Raw genomic sequence first — 14,459 nt, 5'->3', positions numbered from 1 at the left:
GGACATGCGATGAACCTGCGCCGTGTCCTCGTTCTAGCGAGCCTGATGGGCTTCAGTGCCGCATCGTGGGCGGCGAGCCTGGCGATCAACGTCGGCGGTGAGCGCTCGCTCACGACCGAGCAGTTGCTCGCGCGTCCCGACGCCGCCACCATCCACGTTCCGAACGACGTCGTCTTTCATCGCACGATGACCTATCGGGCCGTGCCCTTGCGCGCGCTGCTCGGCATCAACGCGCTGCCTGCGGAACAGGAACTCCAGATCACCGCCAGCGACGGTTTCGTCACGCATCTTTCTCCGCAACTGCTGTTCGGCCAGCCCGGCAAGCGCGCGGAACCGTGGCTCGCCATCGAGACGCCGGACGCGCCCTGGCCGCGCCTGGCCGAAGGCGGCGACATCGGTCCGTTCTATGTCGTGTGGCTGGATCCGGCGTTGTCGGGTGTGTCGAGCGAGCAATGGCCCTACAAGGTCGATTCGATCCGCGTCGCGCCGACGCTCGCCGCGCGTTGGCCGCAACTCGCGGTCGATCGAAGCGTGCCGGCAAATTCGCCCATCCGGCGCGGCCAGGCCGTGTTCGTGACGCAATGCATCGTGTGCCACAAGATGAACGGCGCCGGCGATGCCTCGATGGGCCCCGATCTCAATCTCCCGCACAACCCCACCGAATATTTCCAGCCGTGGGTGTTGCAATCCTTCATCCGCAATCCGAAGTCGATCCGCGCGTGGCAGGACATGAAAATGCCCGCCTTCGACCAGAACGCCATCGGCGACAGCGATCTCGACGCCCTCGTTGCCTATCTCGGCTACATGGCAAAACACCGGAAGTAAGCAGGCACTGCGGGAAATCCCCCACGGTTCAACCGGCTCACTTTGCATACAATGATCCCGTAGAACGCGTGAAAAAGGTGTCATGTGGCCGAATCTCAGCAAGTTTTGCATACAACTTGGCCGGAACCCGCGCGCTCGGCCGACGACGTCTATCTCGCGATCAAGGAGGCGCTCGCCGGCGGCCAGTACGGCGCGGGCCAGTATCTGCGCGAGGAGCAACTTGCCCGCAGCCTCGGCGTGAGCCGCACACCGGTGCGCGAGGCGCTGCGCCGCCTCGACGCCGAAGGCTGGGTCGAAACCCGCCCGAACTACGGCGTACGGGTCAAGGCGTGGACGCTGCAGGATGCGCGCGAGATCTTTGAAGCGCGCCTGCTGGTCGAGCCGTATCTCACGGGCCGCGCGGCGCTTGGGATCGGTGCGCCGGACATCGCGCATCTGAAAACGCTGGCCGACGCGATGTTCGCCATCACGCAGCATCCATCCACGCCCGAATCCTGCGAGGCCTGGTTCGCCGCCAACGGCGAGTTCCACGCCATCATCACGGCGGCCGCCAACAATGCGCGGCTCGACCGCTCGCTCAAGTCGATGAAGGAAACGCCGCTCATCAAGTGGACCTTCGACACCTATAGCGACGCGGACCGCGAACGCAGCGCGCGCCAGCATTTCGAAATCGTCATGGCGCTCGAACAACGCAACGTCTCGTGGGCGGAAGCCATCACGCGCTGCCATATTCTTGCCGCCGAAAAGGCGGTGCTCGACCGTTACGACAGGGAGCATGCGGCATCCGCATGACGCGTCGCGCATGACCGTCGAGCAGCAACAGCATTGATGAACCGTCGTTGAAAAAGTCGCTTGGACGACAGAGGAGACACGACATGCCGGGCACCGAAGGCACCACCACCGCTGACACCACCGTCAGCACCGTCAATGCCGGTCCGCGTCTGGACCGGCTGCCGATTTCCGGCTTTCACAAGCGCGTGCTATGGCTGATCGGCGCGGGCATGTTTCTCGATTCGTTCGACGTCTATCTCGCAGGCGGCGTGCTCGGCGCGCTCACCAAGACGGGCTGGTCGAACCTGCAGCTGAACGCCGCGTTTCTCTCGTCGACCTTCATCGGCATGCTGCTCGGCGCCTTCGCGGCCGGCGTGCTCGGCGACGCGAAGGGCCGCAAGTTCACGTATCAGTTCAATCTCGCGGTCTTCGGGCTGGCCTCGATCGCGGGCGCCTTCGCGCCGAACATGACGTGGCTCATCGTGTGCCGCTTCTTCATGGGGCTCGGGCTGGGCGCGGAGATCGTGGTCGGCTATGGCTCGATCGGCGAATTCATGCCGCCCGCCGTGCGCGGCAAGTGGTCGGCGATGCTGTCGCTGATGACGAATTCCGCGCTGTTCTTCTCGACCTTCCTCGGCTACCTGATCATTCCGTCGATTGGCTGGCGCGCGATGTTCGCCATGGTCGGCGTTGGCGCGATGATCGTGTGGGTGATCCGCAAGAAAATGCCGGAATCGCCGCGCTGGCTCGAATCGAAAGGCCGCTACGAAGAAGCCGAAGCGATCCTGCGCGCCGCCGAGGAAGAGTCGTCGCGCGCCGCGCCGCTGCCGCCCATCGCCGACGTGCCCCGCACCGTCACGCGCAAGACCACGCTGCTCGAACTCTTCGGGCCGGCGCAGATTCGCCGCACCTTCGTGTCCATCGTCGTACAGGTGGCGGTCAACATGGTCATCTACGGCTTCATCGTCTGGGTGCCGACCTTCCTGATGAAACAGGGCATCGGCATGGCGTCGTCGCTGGGCTATTCGTCGCTGATGGCGCTCGGCGGACCGGCGGGCGCGCTGCTCGGCGTGTTCCTCGCCGACCGCATCGGCCGCAGGAACGGGCTCATCGTGGTCTCGGCGCTGGCGGCGGTGGTCGGCTGGCTGTACGGACATTCGACCGGCGTCGAGATGGCGACGCTGCTCGGCTTCCTGCTGTTCACGCTCACCTATCTGCTCGTTGCGCTCGGCATCGCCACGTATATTCCCGAACTGTTCGCGACCGAGAACCGCATGCGCGCCAACGGCATCGCGGGCTGCGCGGGACGCATCACGGGCATCTTCGCGCCGCAGCTCGTCGTCGTGATGTACACGGCGGGCGGCGTCAAGGACGTGCTGTCGATGATCATCGGCACGCTGGTCGTGATGACCGTCGTGCTGGCGGTATTCGGCATCGAGACGAACCGGCGCTCGCTGGAAGACATCGCGCCGTCGCTCGAACCTGGCGACCCGCTCGCCCGCTCGCCGCTTTCGCACGAATCGCAGCGCTGATCCTTACTTCACATCGTCACGAAAGGAAGACCTCATGAGCGTCACACACGAAAGCAAGCGCCAGGCGCTGAAAGCGCGTTTCGCGCGCAAGGACCTCGTCACCGCGCCGGGCATCTTCGACATGATCTCCGCGAAGATGGCCGATTCCATGGGCTTCGAATGCCTGTACATGACCGGCTTCGGCACGGTGGCGTCGTACCTCGGCCTGCCGGACGCGGGCCTCGCCACCTACACCGACATGGTCAACCGCGTCGCGGCCTTCTGCGGCGGCACGAATACGCCGATGATCTGCGACGGCGACACCGGCTACGGCGGCCTGCTCAACGTCGCGCATACGGTGCGCGGCTATGAGCAGGCGGGCGCGGCGGGCATTCAGTTGGAAGACCAGGAGTTCCCGAAGAAGTGCGGCCACACGCCGGGCCGTCGCGTGATTCCGCTGGAAGACATGGTGCGCAAGATCAAGGTCGCCGCGGAAAGCCGCAGCGACAGCAACTTCCAGATCATCGCGCGTACCGATGCGCGCACCTCGCTCGGTCTCGATGAAGCGCTGCGCCGCGCCGAAGCATTCGCGAAGGCGGGCGCGGACGTGCTGTTCATCGAATCGCCGGAGAGCGTCGAGGAACTGGAGAAGATTGGCCGCAGCTTCGACCAGCCGCTGCTGGTGAACGTGGTGGAAGGCGGACGCACGCCGCAGCTTGCGCCCGACGAGTTCCAGAAGCTCGGCTTCACACTGGCGATCTATCCGGCGACGGGCTTCCTGACCGCCGCGAAGGCGCTCAAGGACGCGTACGGACAGATCCTCGCCCGCAAGAACACGGAGAGCGCAGCGGACGCGATGTATCCGTTCTCCGCGATGTGCGAACTGATGGGCTTCCCGGATGTCTGGGCTTTCGATCGCGCACACGCGGATTGAAGTTCAGACGCGCCGCTTGAGATCGGCGAGCAGCGTGACCAGCTGGTCCGCGTGCTCGTCGGTCGTGCGCCACGACGACACGCTGATCCGGAACGCGGGCCGCCCCTGCCACACGGTGGCGCCGAACCAGGTATCGCCGGAGGCCTGCGCCGCCTGACGGATCGCGACGGTCTGCTCGTCGGTCGCGGCGCGCGCCAGCACTTGATTGATCACCACACGATTGAGCACCTCGTAGCCCGCCTCGCGCAAGCCCTCGGCGATTCGTGACGCCTGCGCGCAATGCCGCTCGATCATCGTCGCGACACCCGCGCGCCCGAGCGAGCGCAACGCCGCCCAGACCGGAATGCCGCGCGGCCTGCGCGAGAACTCCAGCGTCAGGTTCTTCTGCGCGTCCGGCGCGCCGGTCAGGTAGACGGCATCGCTGTTCATCGCGGACGCGAGCGCGGCGGCGTCGCGGCAGATCACCATGGCGCCGTCATAAGGCGTGTTCAGCCACTTGTGGCCGTCCGTGGTCCAGCTGTCCGCGCCGTCGATGCCGTCCGTCAGAAACGCCTTCGACGACGCCCGCGCCCACAAGCCAAATGCGCCATCCACGTGTACCCACGCGCCCGCCGCTTTTGCGTGCGGCACGAGCATGGCGAACGGATCGAACTCGCCGGTGTTCACTTCGCCGGCCTGCATGCAGAAGATGGTCATGTCGTCGAGCGGCGGCACGCGTTCGGGATCGATGCGCCCGTATTCGTCCGCCGGCGCGACGATCACGCGCTTCATGCCGAAGCCCAGGATGCGCAGCGCCTTCCTGACGGTGATGTGCGCCATCTCCGAGATCACCACTTTCACTTCGGGCGCGCCGATCAGCCCGTCCGCGTCGAAGTCCCAGCCTTTGCGCGCCAGCAACGCCCGGCGCGCCGCGGCGATGGCCGCCATCGTGCAGGCGGTCGCGCTGGTGCCGAAGCCGACCGCGCTGCCCTCCGGCAGCCTGAGTACATCCACGACCCAGCGCGCGGCAATGCGTTCGATGGTCGCCGAGACCGGCGAGTTGTCGAACGACGACGCGCATTGGTCCCACGCCAGCATCAGCCGTTCGGCCGCAGCAGCGGCAGGCAGCGTCGCGCCGACGACAAAGCCGAAGTATCGCGGGCCGTTGGATACCGCCGTGGCGGGAGAGCCTTTTTCGTCGAGCAGCCGAAGGCCATCGGACGGCGGGTGGCCGTGATCGGGCAAGGGCTCGTCGAAGGCTTCGAGGCCGGCGAGTGCCGCGGCATCGGGAAACACGCGGCGCGTGGCGGCGGATTCGAGATAGCGGCGGGCGCGGTCGTTGGCGTCGGCAAGCAGCGTGAGTTCGTCCATGCGAATCCTGGCTATGTCGGAAAGAAGTTCATTGTCACCTGCGCGCGCCGATCGTGCGCGCATCGCCAGATTGCAGCCTGAAGTCAGCTAATAGTTGATGGTTGTCTATGAACAGATTACTTCTGGATTACTCTCAAAATAACTCCGGCCTATATTTTCAATTCATATTTACCCTTGATTCGATTCATTCCTTTTGATGCCAGTCATCCCATTGAATCTCTCGAAAAAGCACACTTCGAGGAGGAGCATGAATTTCACTTTATATCCGTCGGTCGATGTCGTTGATTCGAATGCATTGACTTCCCGAACCGCGATTGCCGCCACGCTCGGTCACGACATGAAAGCAGAGCAGCTGGGCAGTCCCGTCGATCTGGCGCTTGCCTTTCAGGACGCGGGCGCGCGCTGGATTCACGTGGTCGACCTGGATGCCGCCGCGGGCAAGGGAAACAACCGGCATCTGATCATCGAACTATTGAAGCGGGTTAAAGCCAACGTGCAGGTCTGTGGCGGAATCAGGACTGAAACTGACGTTGCCCAATTAATCGACGCGGGATGCGCCCGGATCAATATCGGTACGGCGGCGCTCGAAAATCCGCATTGGTGCGAAAGTCTTTTCAGGCGATATGGCGAAAAGATTGCCATTGCATTGGACGTCCGCGAGTCGGATTCCGGTTATACGCTGACCAGCCGCGGCTGGAATGACGAATCGGGAGACTTGTGGCCGAAACTGGCGACACTGGATGAACTCGGATGCCCGCGCTACGTGGTGACTGACGTGAACCGGGGCGGAACCATGAATCACCCCAATCTTCGCCTGCTCGAAGCCATGAAGAAAAGAACCTGCAAGCCCGTCGTTTCCGGCGGAGGCGTGTCGAGCATCGAGGATATCGTCGCGCTCGAGGCTATTGGCGTGGAAGGAACGGTGCTGGGGCAGGCGCTGCATTGCGGCAGTCTGTCGTACGGCGAGATCGAAGCACAGCTAGGGCAGATTGCGACCGTATGACCCGTTCATGGCTGAGCCGTTTCCCGAGCCTGTCCACGTTCGGCCTCCTCGGTGACATGAGAGGAGGCTTGCACGAGCTCGATCTGATTCACCGCGATGTGCGAGATTTTCCAGCGCTGATCGGCACGCACGACAGCGGCATGGCATCGCGCTCGAAAAACTATTATCGAACGGCGAGCGGCCGCGACCTGCTGGAAGAAATCCTCGTCCTTTCTGCAATCAACGAGAACCTCGAATGCGATAACAACCTGTGCTCCCGCCCCGCCCGCTACATTCTCGCCGATCACCTTCTGAACAAGTTGCTGAGAATGCTTGATGCGTGTCTGACAAAGCGGATCAGCAATGACGCGATCATTCCACTCATCGATGCAATCAAGGAATACGCCGGACAACTGGTGGCGCTGCTTCTCGGTTCGTCGCATGTGCCGCCCACCGCGCGCTTTTCCAGAGATGCCATGCCGCGCGAAGTACTGGATTCGGTGCCTCGGGTGTTTCTCGAAGGCGACAATCACGCACTGTCGATCTCGGCCGGCATGTTTTCACGGGAGGCGGAGTGGGATTGCTGCATCGGCATTTTGCTGGGCGGCGGTGCGCCGGCTGCGTTGCTTGCGGCCATTCATGACGCGCAACTGAACTTCCTGAAACTCTCTGCTTACGATGACTCCGAAAACAATTCGGACATGATCTGGGGAAGCAGTACTGCCCATTGCAAGAGAATTCGTCTCATCGACGATAACTGCGGCACGGGCAATACATTGAACCGGGCCGAAGAGATCCTGAATGCGGCGCCTGACGCGGTAGTCGGGCCCTGGGCTGCGGAACTGCACTGGGAAAAGATGCTTCGCGTCACGGGCTATCAGCATGACGAAGCCATTTTCGATGCGCAGCGGCTCGAAACGCTCTCTCCCTGGAGTTTCAGACATCACCGCTTGCTCAGGAAATTTCCTGTCGCTGAGGATTCGAATCTCTACCACACGACGCTCGACCAATGGGCCGATTTCTCGACATCGCTGCTGTCGCTCGTCGACGATATCGGTGCGATGCCGGTCTCCATGGAACAGTCGAGACACGATATGGCGACGTTGAAAAACCGCCCGTGCGCGCCGGCCGGGTTCTTCGCACTCGTCCAGTCGTGTTCCTGCACACATAGCAAGATGCAATGAATAACGAAGCACATATTGTCTGGGACTGGAACGGTACGTTATTGAACGATGTGAGCATTGCCCTGGAAGCCACCAATCGCGCACTGCGACACTTCAAGCTTGGCGAGTTATCGCTCGAAGACTACCGCGCTCTCTACTGCGTCCCGGTACATGATTTCTACAGCAGCATTCTCGGAAGAGAAATTCTGGATGCCGAACTCGATGCCATCGGCGTGATCTTCAACGATTACTATCGGGATGCGATTCATCTCGCGCCATTGGCTCACGATGCACGCGAAGTTATCGCGAGCCGGACGAGTCAATCCATCTGCTCGCTGCTCAAACACCCCGTGCTTGCCGGCATGATCCGCCGTTTCGAAATCGATGCGTACTTTTGCTACGTTCACGGACGAGATCTTCCGCTTACGCGCAATGGCAAGCTCGATCACCTGGTCGCGCACATCGATTTGCTGAAAGAAACGCATGGCGTCGAGGCCGGTGCAATTGTCGTGATCGGCGACTCGATCGATGACGCACTGGCCGCGCGCGCTGCCGGTGTTCACGCTGTTCTGTATTCATCGGGGACCCATAGCCATGAACGCCTTTCACAAGTTGGCGTACCTGTCTCTCATTCCCTGATGCAAGCCGCGACGTTCGCCGACGCGATCGCGCTGGATCAATCTCTTTAGGAAGTCATTCATGTTTCATGCTGTAATGGGCCTGCAATTCGGGGATGAAGGCAAGGGCAAGTTCGTCGATTATCTTTCGCGGCGCTACAAGCATATCGCCCGTTTCAACGGCGGCGCGAATGCCGGACACACGGTGAATGTCGGTGAAACCAAGGCCGCGTTCTCGCAGATTCCCGCCACGCTCGAAGGCGCGAAGGAACTTTATGTATGCCAGGGTTCGCTGCTCAGTCTCGAAACCCTGGAACGCGAAATCGCCTATATCGAGTCCGTCCACCCCGACAACAAGATTCATATCGACCCCCGCTGTCATATCGTGTTGCCGATTCACGCCCGGTTGAACCGGGCGTCTGAGAACTTCAAGGGCGCGAAGAAGATTGGTTCGGTCGGCGTCGGCGTGGGCGCGTGTTTCGAGGACAAGTCGAACCGGCACGGCATCCGGCTGATCGACACGCGGAATCCCGACACGCTGCGGCAGCGGCTTTCATTGCTGTGGGATATCCGGAAGAAACAGATCGAACAGGTATTCGGGGGCACGCTGGACCTCGAATTCGATTGCGAGTTCGACAAGCTTCTCGAACTCGGCAAGTCCGTCAGACACTACGAGTGTTTCACCGACGAAAAAATCAGCGCAGCACTGGCGGCTAACGAAGGCGTGTTGCTCGAAACATCGCAGGCGGCCTTTCTGGACTGCGCATTCGGCACGTATCCCTATACGGTGGCCTATCAGACCTTGCCGCAGAACTGCTTCGGCATGATGGGCATCCCTGCGCACAAGATGCATGTGCTAGGCGTCATGAAGGCTTATATGATCCGGGTGGGCAACGGGCCGTTTCCCACGGAACTCGACGATGAGCGCGCGAATTACATTCGCGAGCGAGGCCACGAATACGGCACGGTGTCGAAGCGGCCCAGACGATGCGGCTGGCTGGATCTGCCGCTGGTCGATCATGCGGTCAGGCTGGCAGGCGTGACGGAAATCGCCATCACCAATGTGGACGTGCTGGCCGGCATGAAGGAGATAACGGTTTGCACCGGCTATAGCCTGAATGGACGCGCGGTGTCGGCGAATGAGGCGCTGGTGCAATTCGAGGACGTCGAACCGGTCTATGAGCGTTTGCCTGGCTGGCCGCCATTGACCGGCCGATATGATTCAGTCGATGACTTTCCCGCCGAACTCAGGCATTACCTTGGTTTCATCCAGTCGCACCTGTCCGCGAAGATCCGCTTCGTTTCCTACGGCGCCGACCGCAGCGAAACCATCAGGATCGGCAGCCATCATCCATTGGCAATTGCCGAGCTGAGCGCATGATCGAGTACGTCACCGGATTCATGTTCTCCGAGTGCAAGCGCCACGTCGTGCTGGTGTCCAAGCTGAAGCCCGAATGGCAGCGCGGCAAGGTGAATGGCGTGGGCGGCAAGGTCGAGCCGGGCGAAACCGCCGCCGACGCCATGGCGCGCGAGTTCATGGAAGAAGCAATGGTCGCCTCGACGCCTGACGACTGGATCAACTACGTGCGACTTGTCAGGCCCGGTTCATACAGGATCGACTTCTTCTTCACGAGCAGCGCCGAGGCGTTTTCCGCGCGGCGCGGCGAATCCGAGGAGATCGGCATCTTCCCGGTCGACGCGCTGCCGGACAGCGTCATTCCCAACCTGCGCTGGCTGATCCCGCTCGCGCTGGAACCCGGCCTTCGCTTCGATGCGCCGCTCGACATCGTCGAAGCGGCGCACCCTTTGCACGCGCACCGCGTCCTGTTGGCGCTCAGCGAAAGATCGCGTTGAGATCGTTGCCCGCGGCGGCGTCCTTGAATCCGTCGAAACGGCCGTCGACGAGACCTTGCGCCGCGCGCATGAAACCGCCCCACGCGGCGCGCGCCAGTCCGCCGCCCACGCTGACGCGCCGCACGCCGAGCGCCGCGACCTGATCCAGCGTGAAGTCGGACACGCCGCCGATCAGGAGATTCACCGGCTTCGGCGCGACGGCCCGCACCACGGCCTCGATCTGCTCGCGCGTCTTGATGCCGGGCGCGTAGAGACAATCGGCGCCCGCTGCGGAATAAGCCTTGAGACGCGCGATGGCGTCGTCGATATCGGGCTTGCCGGCGAAGAAATTCTCCGCGCGCCCGACGAGCAGCGTATCGCCGCCCGTTTCATCGATCGCGCGCCGCGCCGCCTGCATGCGTTCCACCGCGACTTCGATGGCAAACAACGGCGCGGCTTCATCGCCAGTCGAATCCTCGATCGACAAACCCGCGACGCCCGTCGCCACCGCCAGCCTGACGCTTTCCGCGACCTCGGCCGGCGTCGCGCCGAAACCGCTTTCGAAGTCGGCGTTCACGGGCAGGTCCGTCGCGGCGACGATCTCGCGCAGGTGCGCCAGCACGTCATCGCGCGAGACGTGATTGTCCGCGTACCCGCACGACCAGGCGAAGCCGGAACTCGTCGTCGCGAGCGCCTTGAAACCAAGCGTTTCGAGATAGCGCGCGGAACCTGTATCCCAGGGATTGGGCAGCATGAAGCAGCCCGATTCGTGCAGCGCGCGAAAGGCCGCGCGCTTCTCGGCGGTGGTGCGGGGCATGACGTGTCTCCTATCGATGTGCGAGCGTGAGCGTGAGCGTAGACAATACCCTCTCCGGCATCAACGCGCCCGCCATGAAAAACGGCGACCTGGGAAGGTCGCCGTTCGTCACGCCGGATGCCGGCCTGCGCTTACTTCCTCAACTCGTCTTCAACTCTTCTTCAGATCGTAGCGGTCGAGATCCATCACCTTGCTCCACGCGGCAACGAAGTCATTGACGAACTTCGCCTGGCCGTCCGCGCTGGCATACACCTCCGACAACGCCCGCAGCACCGAATGCGCGCCGAAGATCAGATCGACGCGGCTGCCGGTCCACTTGCGCTGCCCCGACTTGCGATCGCGGCCTTCGAACACATCGCGGCGGGACGACATCTGTTGCCACTCCGTGTTCATGTCGAGCAGGTTGACGAAGAAGTCGTTGGTCAGCGCTTCGGGCTTGTCGGTGAAGACGCCGTGCGCGCCGTTCCCCGATGACACCTTCAACGCCCGCAGTCCGCCCACGAGCGCGGTCATCTCCGGCGCGCTCAGCGTCAGCAGTTGCGCCTTGTCGATCAGCAGCGCCTCGACCGGCACGCGGATGCCGTCCTTGACGTAGTTGCGGAAGCCGTCGGCGACCGGTTCCATCGCCGACATCGAGAGGACGTCGGTCTGCTCCTGCGACGCATCCATGCGGCCCGGCGTGAACGGCACGTTCACCTTGTGCCCGGCCTGCTCCGCCGCTTTCTCGATGGCTGCGCCGCCCGCCAGCACGATCAGGTCGGCCATCGAGATGCGCTTGCCATCGGATTGCGCGCCGTTGAATTCGCCCTGAATGCCTTCGAGCGACTTCAGCACCTTCGCCAGCTGCTCGGGCTCGTTGACCTGCCAGTCCTTCTGCGGCGCAAGCCGGATGCGCGCGCCGTTCGCGCCGCCGCGCTTGTCCGAGCCCCGGAACGTGGACGCCGACGCCCATGCCGTCGACACCAGTTCCGCCACCGACAGCCCCGACGCCAGCACCTTCTGCTTGAGCGCCGCGACTTCCTGATCGGTCACGAGCGGATGATCGACGGCCGGAATCGGGTCTTGCCACAGCAGTTCTTCCTGCGGCACTTCCGGTCCGAGATAGCGGGCCTTCGGTCCCATGTCGCGATGCGTCAGCTTGAACCATGCGCGCGCGAAGGCATCGGCGAACTGGTCGGGGTTCTCCCAGAAGCGCTTTGAAATCTTCGCGTATTCCGGATCGAAGCGCAGTGACAGGTCGGTGGTCAGCATCGTCGGCTTCAGCTTCTTCGACGCGTCGTACGCATGCGGAACGGTTTCGCCCGCGTCCTTCGCCACCCATTGATTCGCGCCGGCCGGGCTCTTGGTCAGCTCCCATTCGTAGCCGAAGAGGTTTTCCCAGAAACCGCTGCCCCATTTCGTCGGAGTCGTGGTCCAGGTCACTTCGAGACCGCTCGTGATGGTGTCCGCGCCCTTGCCGCTGCCGAAGCTGTTCTTCCAGCCGAGGCCCATGTTTTCGAGATCGGCGGACTCCGGCTCGGGACCGACGTTGTCGGCCGGACCCGCGCCGTGCGTCTTGCCAAAGGTATGTCCGCCCGCGATCAGCGCGACGGTTTCCTCATCGTTCATCGCCATGCGCGCGAAGGTCTCGCGAATGTCGTGCGCGGCGGCGAGCGGATCCGGATTGCCGTCCGGGCCTTCCGGATTGACGTAGATCAGGCCCATCTGCACCGCGCCGAGCGGATTTTCGAGATTGCGGCCGCCGTCGGTCCGGCTTTCTTCCTCGCCGTGCTTCTGTACGTCGGCGGTGATGACGCCCTGGTCGTCGTCATTGCCGGCTGCTCCCTTGCCGTAGCGCACATCGCCGCCGAGCCAGGTCTTTTCATTGCCCCAATAGACGTCCTGATCCGGCTCCCACGTGTCCTCGCGACCGCCGGCGAAGCCGAAGGTCTTGAAGCCCATGGTTTCCAGCGCGACATTGCCGGTCAGGATGATGAGGTCGGCCCAGGAAAGCTTCTGTCCGTATTTCTGCTTGATCGGCCAGAGCAGGCGACGGGCCTTGTCGAGACTGACGTTGTCGGGCCAGCTGTTGAGCGGCGCGAAACGTTGCTGGCCGCGGCCACCGCCTCCCCGGCCATCGCCGATGCGGTAGGTACCCGCGCTATGCCACGCCATGCGAATGAAGAGCGGACCGTAGTGGCCGAAGTCGGCGGGCCACCACTCCTGCGAGTCGGTCATCAATGCGGCAAGGTCTTTCTTGACCGCGGCGAGATCGAGACTCTTGAAGGCTTCGGCATAGTTGAAGCCGGTATCGAGTGGATTGGAATTGCCGGAGTGCTGATTCAACAGATCTACGCGTAGCTGCCTGGGCCACCAGTCACGGTTCGTCGTGCCGGTACCGGCGGCATGAGTAAACGGACACTTCGATTCGTTTGACATGCGCTATCTCCTTGCGAGGACGGTCCCACTAATTGTTCTGCTGTGCTCCTGCCTTGACGTCGGGTCCGGGGAATCCGCCCCGCACCCGTGAATGAAATCGATGCGTGCGGCAATGCGGAGTTCGCATGACCGCCGGTCCTGCCGTATTTCAGAAAATACGTGACAGCCACCATCAATAGAATGCGATTTTCGCAATGCGGCCGATAGGGGCCGGCTATAGGCTCGCCACCCGTTCACGGCTTGCTGATGCTGCGCTGCGGGATGCGTGAGCGCCTCCGCAACGAGCTTTTCAGTCTAGCAGCGTATGACGGCCCCGGCATGACGAACCGTGCGAGCCTCGATCCTCATGCTTCGTCAAGTCCGCCGTCCGGCAAATGGTGCGCAGCCGGCAAACGTTGGAAGTTTTGACAACACAACAAGGTGTTGTCACAATGTCCAACAGCAAAGGCAAAGCCATTCTGATCCTTGGCGAGCGCCATGAGCTCTCGCCAGACTCGCTCGTTGAAATGAAGATCTGGCAAGTTCCTGTGCCGGTTCCGGGATGCTCGCATTCGTGGAAGTACAGGCTTGCGTTCGTCGCGCGGAACGTGTGCGTGCTGCGCTACGACAACGAGCGTCGCAAGGGTGACCACCGTCATTTCACGAATACCGGGTCGCCTTATGAATTTTCCTCACTGAATCAGCTGCTGGCCGATTTCAGGACGGATATGGAAATCTTGCAGAGATGGAGGTCAAGACCATGAAGACCGTCACGATAAGCGTGTCGTCCCTCGACGACGTCATGAAACGCGCACAGGCCACAGCCGCCGGCAAGGCTCAGGGCGCGCACTTCTCCTATGCCACCCCCGAACTGCTGTTCCGCACGTTCACCACGTCGCGCTGGCAGATCATCCGCGCCATGACCGGCGCGGGCGCCATGTCCATCCGCGAACTGTCGCGGCGTATCGAACGCGACGTGAAAGGCGTTCACGGCGACGTCAAGGCGCTGCTCGAAACCGGCTTGCTTGAACATGACGAGAGCGGCGGCATCGTGTTTCCCTATGACACGGTGCATGTCAATTTCACCTTGAAAACAGCGGATCTCACCCAGCCCGCCGCTTCCGCGGCTCAGACACTCGCTGCGGCGCTGCCGGCGGAGGCCGTGAACGCGTCGCCCGGTCCGCGCAAGGAAGCCGCTCTGCGCAAGAAGGAAACACGCGCGGCAGGAGGCCGCTGAGCCGCTGCATGACGAGCGCCGC

14 protein-coding genes are annotated in these 14,459 nt (G+C 62.6%); 11 read left to right on the top strand and 3 right to left on the bottom strand.

What is annotated here, in order from left to right:
• Positions 1-9 precede the first annotated feature (9 nt).
• From QCE62_RS21805 to QCE62_RS21790, 4 genes are all read left to right on the top strand, one after another.
• Positions 10-825: a cytochrome c gene (locus tag QCE62_RS21805; RefSeq protein ID WP_309923112.1), complete on the top strand. Its 816-nt coding sequence runs from the start codon at positions 10-12 to the stop codon at positions 823-825.
• A 105-nt stretch (positions 826-930) separates the two neighbouring features.
• Positions 931-1,617 carry a GntR family transcriptional regulator gene (locus tag QCE62_RS21800; protein ID WP_309923110.1) on the top strand — a complete coding sequence of 229 codons (687 nt, stop codon included), beginning with the start codon at positions 931-933 and terminating at the stop codon, positions 1,615-1,617.
• An 83-nt stretch (positions 1,618-1,700) separates the two neighbouring features.
• The gene (locus QCE62_RS21795) at positions 1,701-3,128 is read left to right on the top strand and encodes an MFS transporter (RefSeq protein ID WP_309923109.1); all 1,428 of its coding nucleotides are present in this window, start codon (positions 1,701-1,703) and stop codon (positions 3,126-3,128) included.
• A 34-nt stretch (positions 3,129-3,162) separates the two neighbouring features.
• Complete coding sequence (locus tag QCE62_RS21790) at positions 3,163-4,041, top strand: isocitrate lyase/PEP mutase family protein (RefSeq protein WP_309818230.1); 879 nt, start codon at positions 3,163-3,165, stop codon at positions 4,039-4,041.
• A gap of 3 nt (positions 4,042-4,044) precedes the next feature.
• On the opposite strand, the gene QCE62_RS21785 is transcribed toward QCE62_RS21790, so the two are convergent.
• Positions 4,045-5,391, bottom strand: coding sequence for a pyridoxal-dependent decarboxylase (locus QCE62_RS21785; RefSeq protein ID WP_309923107.1), 1,347 nt, complete (start codon positions 5,389-5,391; stop codon positions 4,045-4,047).
• A 247-nt stretch (positions 5,392-5,638) separates the two neighbouring features.
• On the opposite strand from QCE62_RS21785, the gene QCE62_RS21780 reads away from it, so the two are divergent.
• The 5 genes from QCE62_RS21780 to QCE62_RS21760 all read left to right on the top strand — a co-directional run bounded on the left by QCE62_RS21780 (position 5,639) and on the right by QCE62_RS21760 (position 10,007).
• Positions 5,639-6,394, top strand: coding sequence for a HisA/HisF-related TIM barrel protein (locus QCE62_RS21780; protein ID WP_309923105.1), 756 nt, complete (start codon positions 5,639-5,641; stop codon positions 6,392-6,394).
• Between the two features lie 68 nt (positions 6,395-6,462).
• Complete coding sequence (locus QCE62_RS21775) at positions 6,463-7,557, top strand: hypothetical protein (RefSeq protein WP_309923103.1); 1,095 nt, start codon at positions 6,463-6,465, stop codon at positions 7,555-7,557.
• On the top strand, positions 7,554-8,225 hold the full coding sequence (locus tag QCE62_RS21770) for an HAD hydrolase-like protein (protein WP_309923102.1): 672 nt from the start codon (positions 7,554-7,556) through the stop codon (positions 8,223-8,225). The genes QCE62_RS21775 and QCE62_RS21770 overlap by 4 nt, the downstream gene beginning before the upstream one ends.
• A 10-nt stretch (positions 8,226-8,235) precedes the next feature.
• Complete coding sequence (locus QCE62_RS21765; protein ID WP_309923100.1) at positions 8,236-9,534, top strand: adenylosuccinate synthetase; 1,299 nt, start codon at positions 8,236-8,238, stop codon at positions 9,532-9,534.
• The gene (locus tag QCE62_RS21760) at positions 9,531-10,007 is read left to right on the top strand and encodes an NUDIX domain-containing protein (protein ID WP_309923098.1); all 477 of its coding nucleotides are present in this window, start codon (positions 9,531-9,533) and stop codon (positions 10,005-10,007) included. Before QCE62_RS21765 ends, QCE62_RS21760 begins: the two co-directional genes overlap by 4 nt.
• Here QCE62_RS21760 and QCE62_RS21755 read toward each other — a convergent pair.
• A complete protein-coding gene (locus QCE62_RS21755; protein ID WP_309923096.1) occupies positions 9,988-10,803 on the bottom strand; it encodes an isocitrate lyase/phosphoenolpyruvate mutase family protein in 816 nt (271 codons plus the stop codon). The genes QCE62_RS21760 and QCE62_RS21755 overlap by 20 nt on opposite strands.
• Before the next feature lie 150 nt (positions 10,804-10,953).
• A complete protein-coding gene (gene katG, locus QCE62_RS21750) occupies positions 10,954-13,221 on the bottom strand; it encodes a catalase/peroxidase HPI (RefSeq protein ID WP_309923094.1) in 2,268 nt (755 codons plus the stop codon).
• 431 nt (positions 13,222-13,652) lie between these two features.
• Between katG and QCE62_RS21745 the strand changes: the two genes are divergently transcribed.
• Together QCE62_RS21745 and QCE62_RS21740 are read left to right on the top strand one after the other, a co-directional pair.
• Entirely contained in the window at positions 13,653-13,964 is a 312-nt protein-coding gene (locus QCE62_RS21745) for a DUF6516 family protein (protein ID WP_309923092.1), read from the top strand.
• Positions 13,961-14,437, top strand: a complete 477-nt coding sequence (locus QCE62_RS21740; RefSeq protein WP_309923090.1) for a transcriptional regulator — start codon at positions 13,961-13,963, stop codon at positions 14,435-14,437. Before QCE62_RS21745 ends, QCE62_RS21740 begins: the two co-directional genes overlap by 4 nt.
• The last annotated feature ends 22 nt before the right edge of the window (positions 14,438-14,459 follow it).

It is taken from the genome of Caballeronia sp. LZ033 (assembly GCF_031451265.1).
GTDB lineage: Bacteria > Pseudomonadota > Gammaproteobacteria > Burkholderiales > Burkholderiaceae > Caballeronia.
The sequence above is the reverse complement of the archived record's forward strand: the minus strand, read 5'-3'. Positions and strand labels throughout refer to the sequence as shown.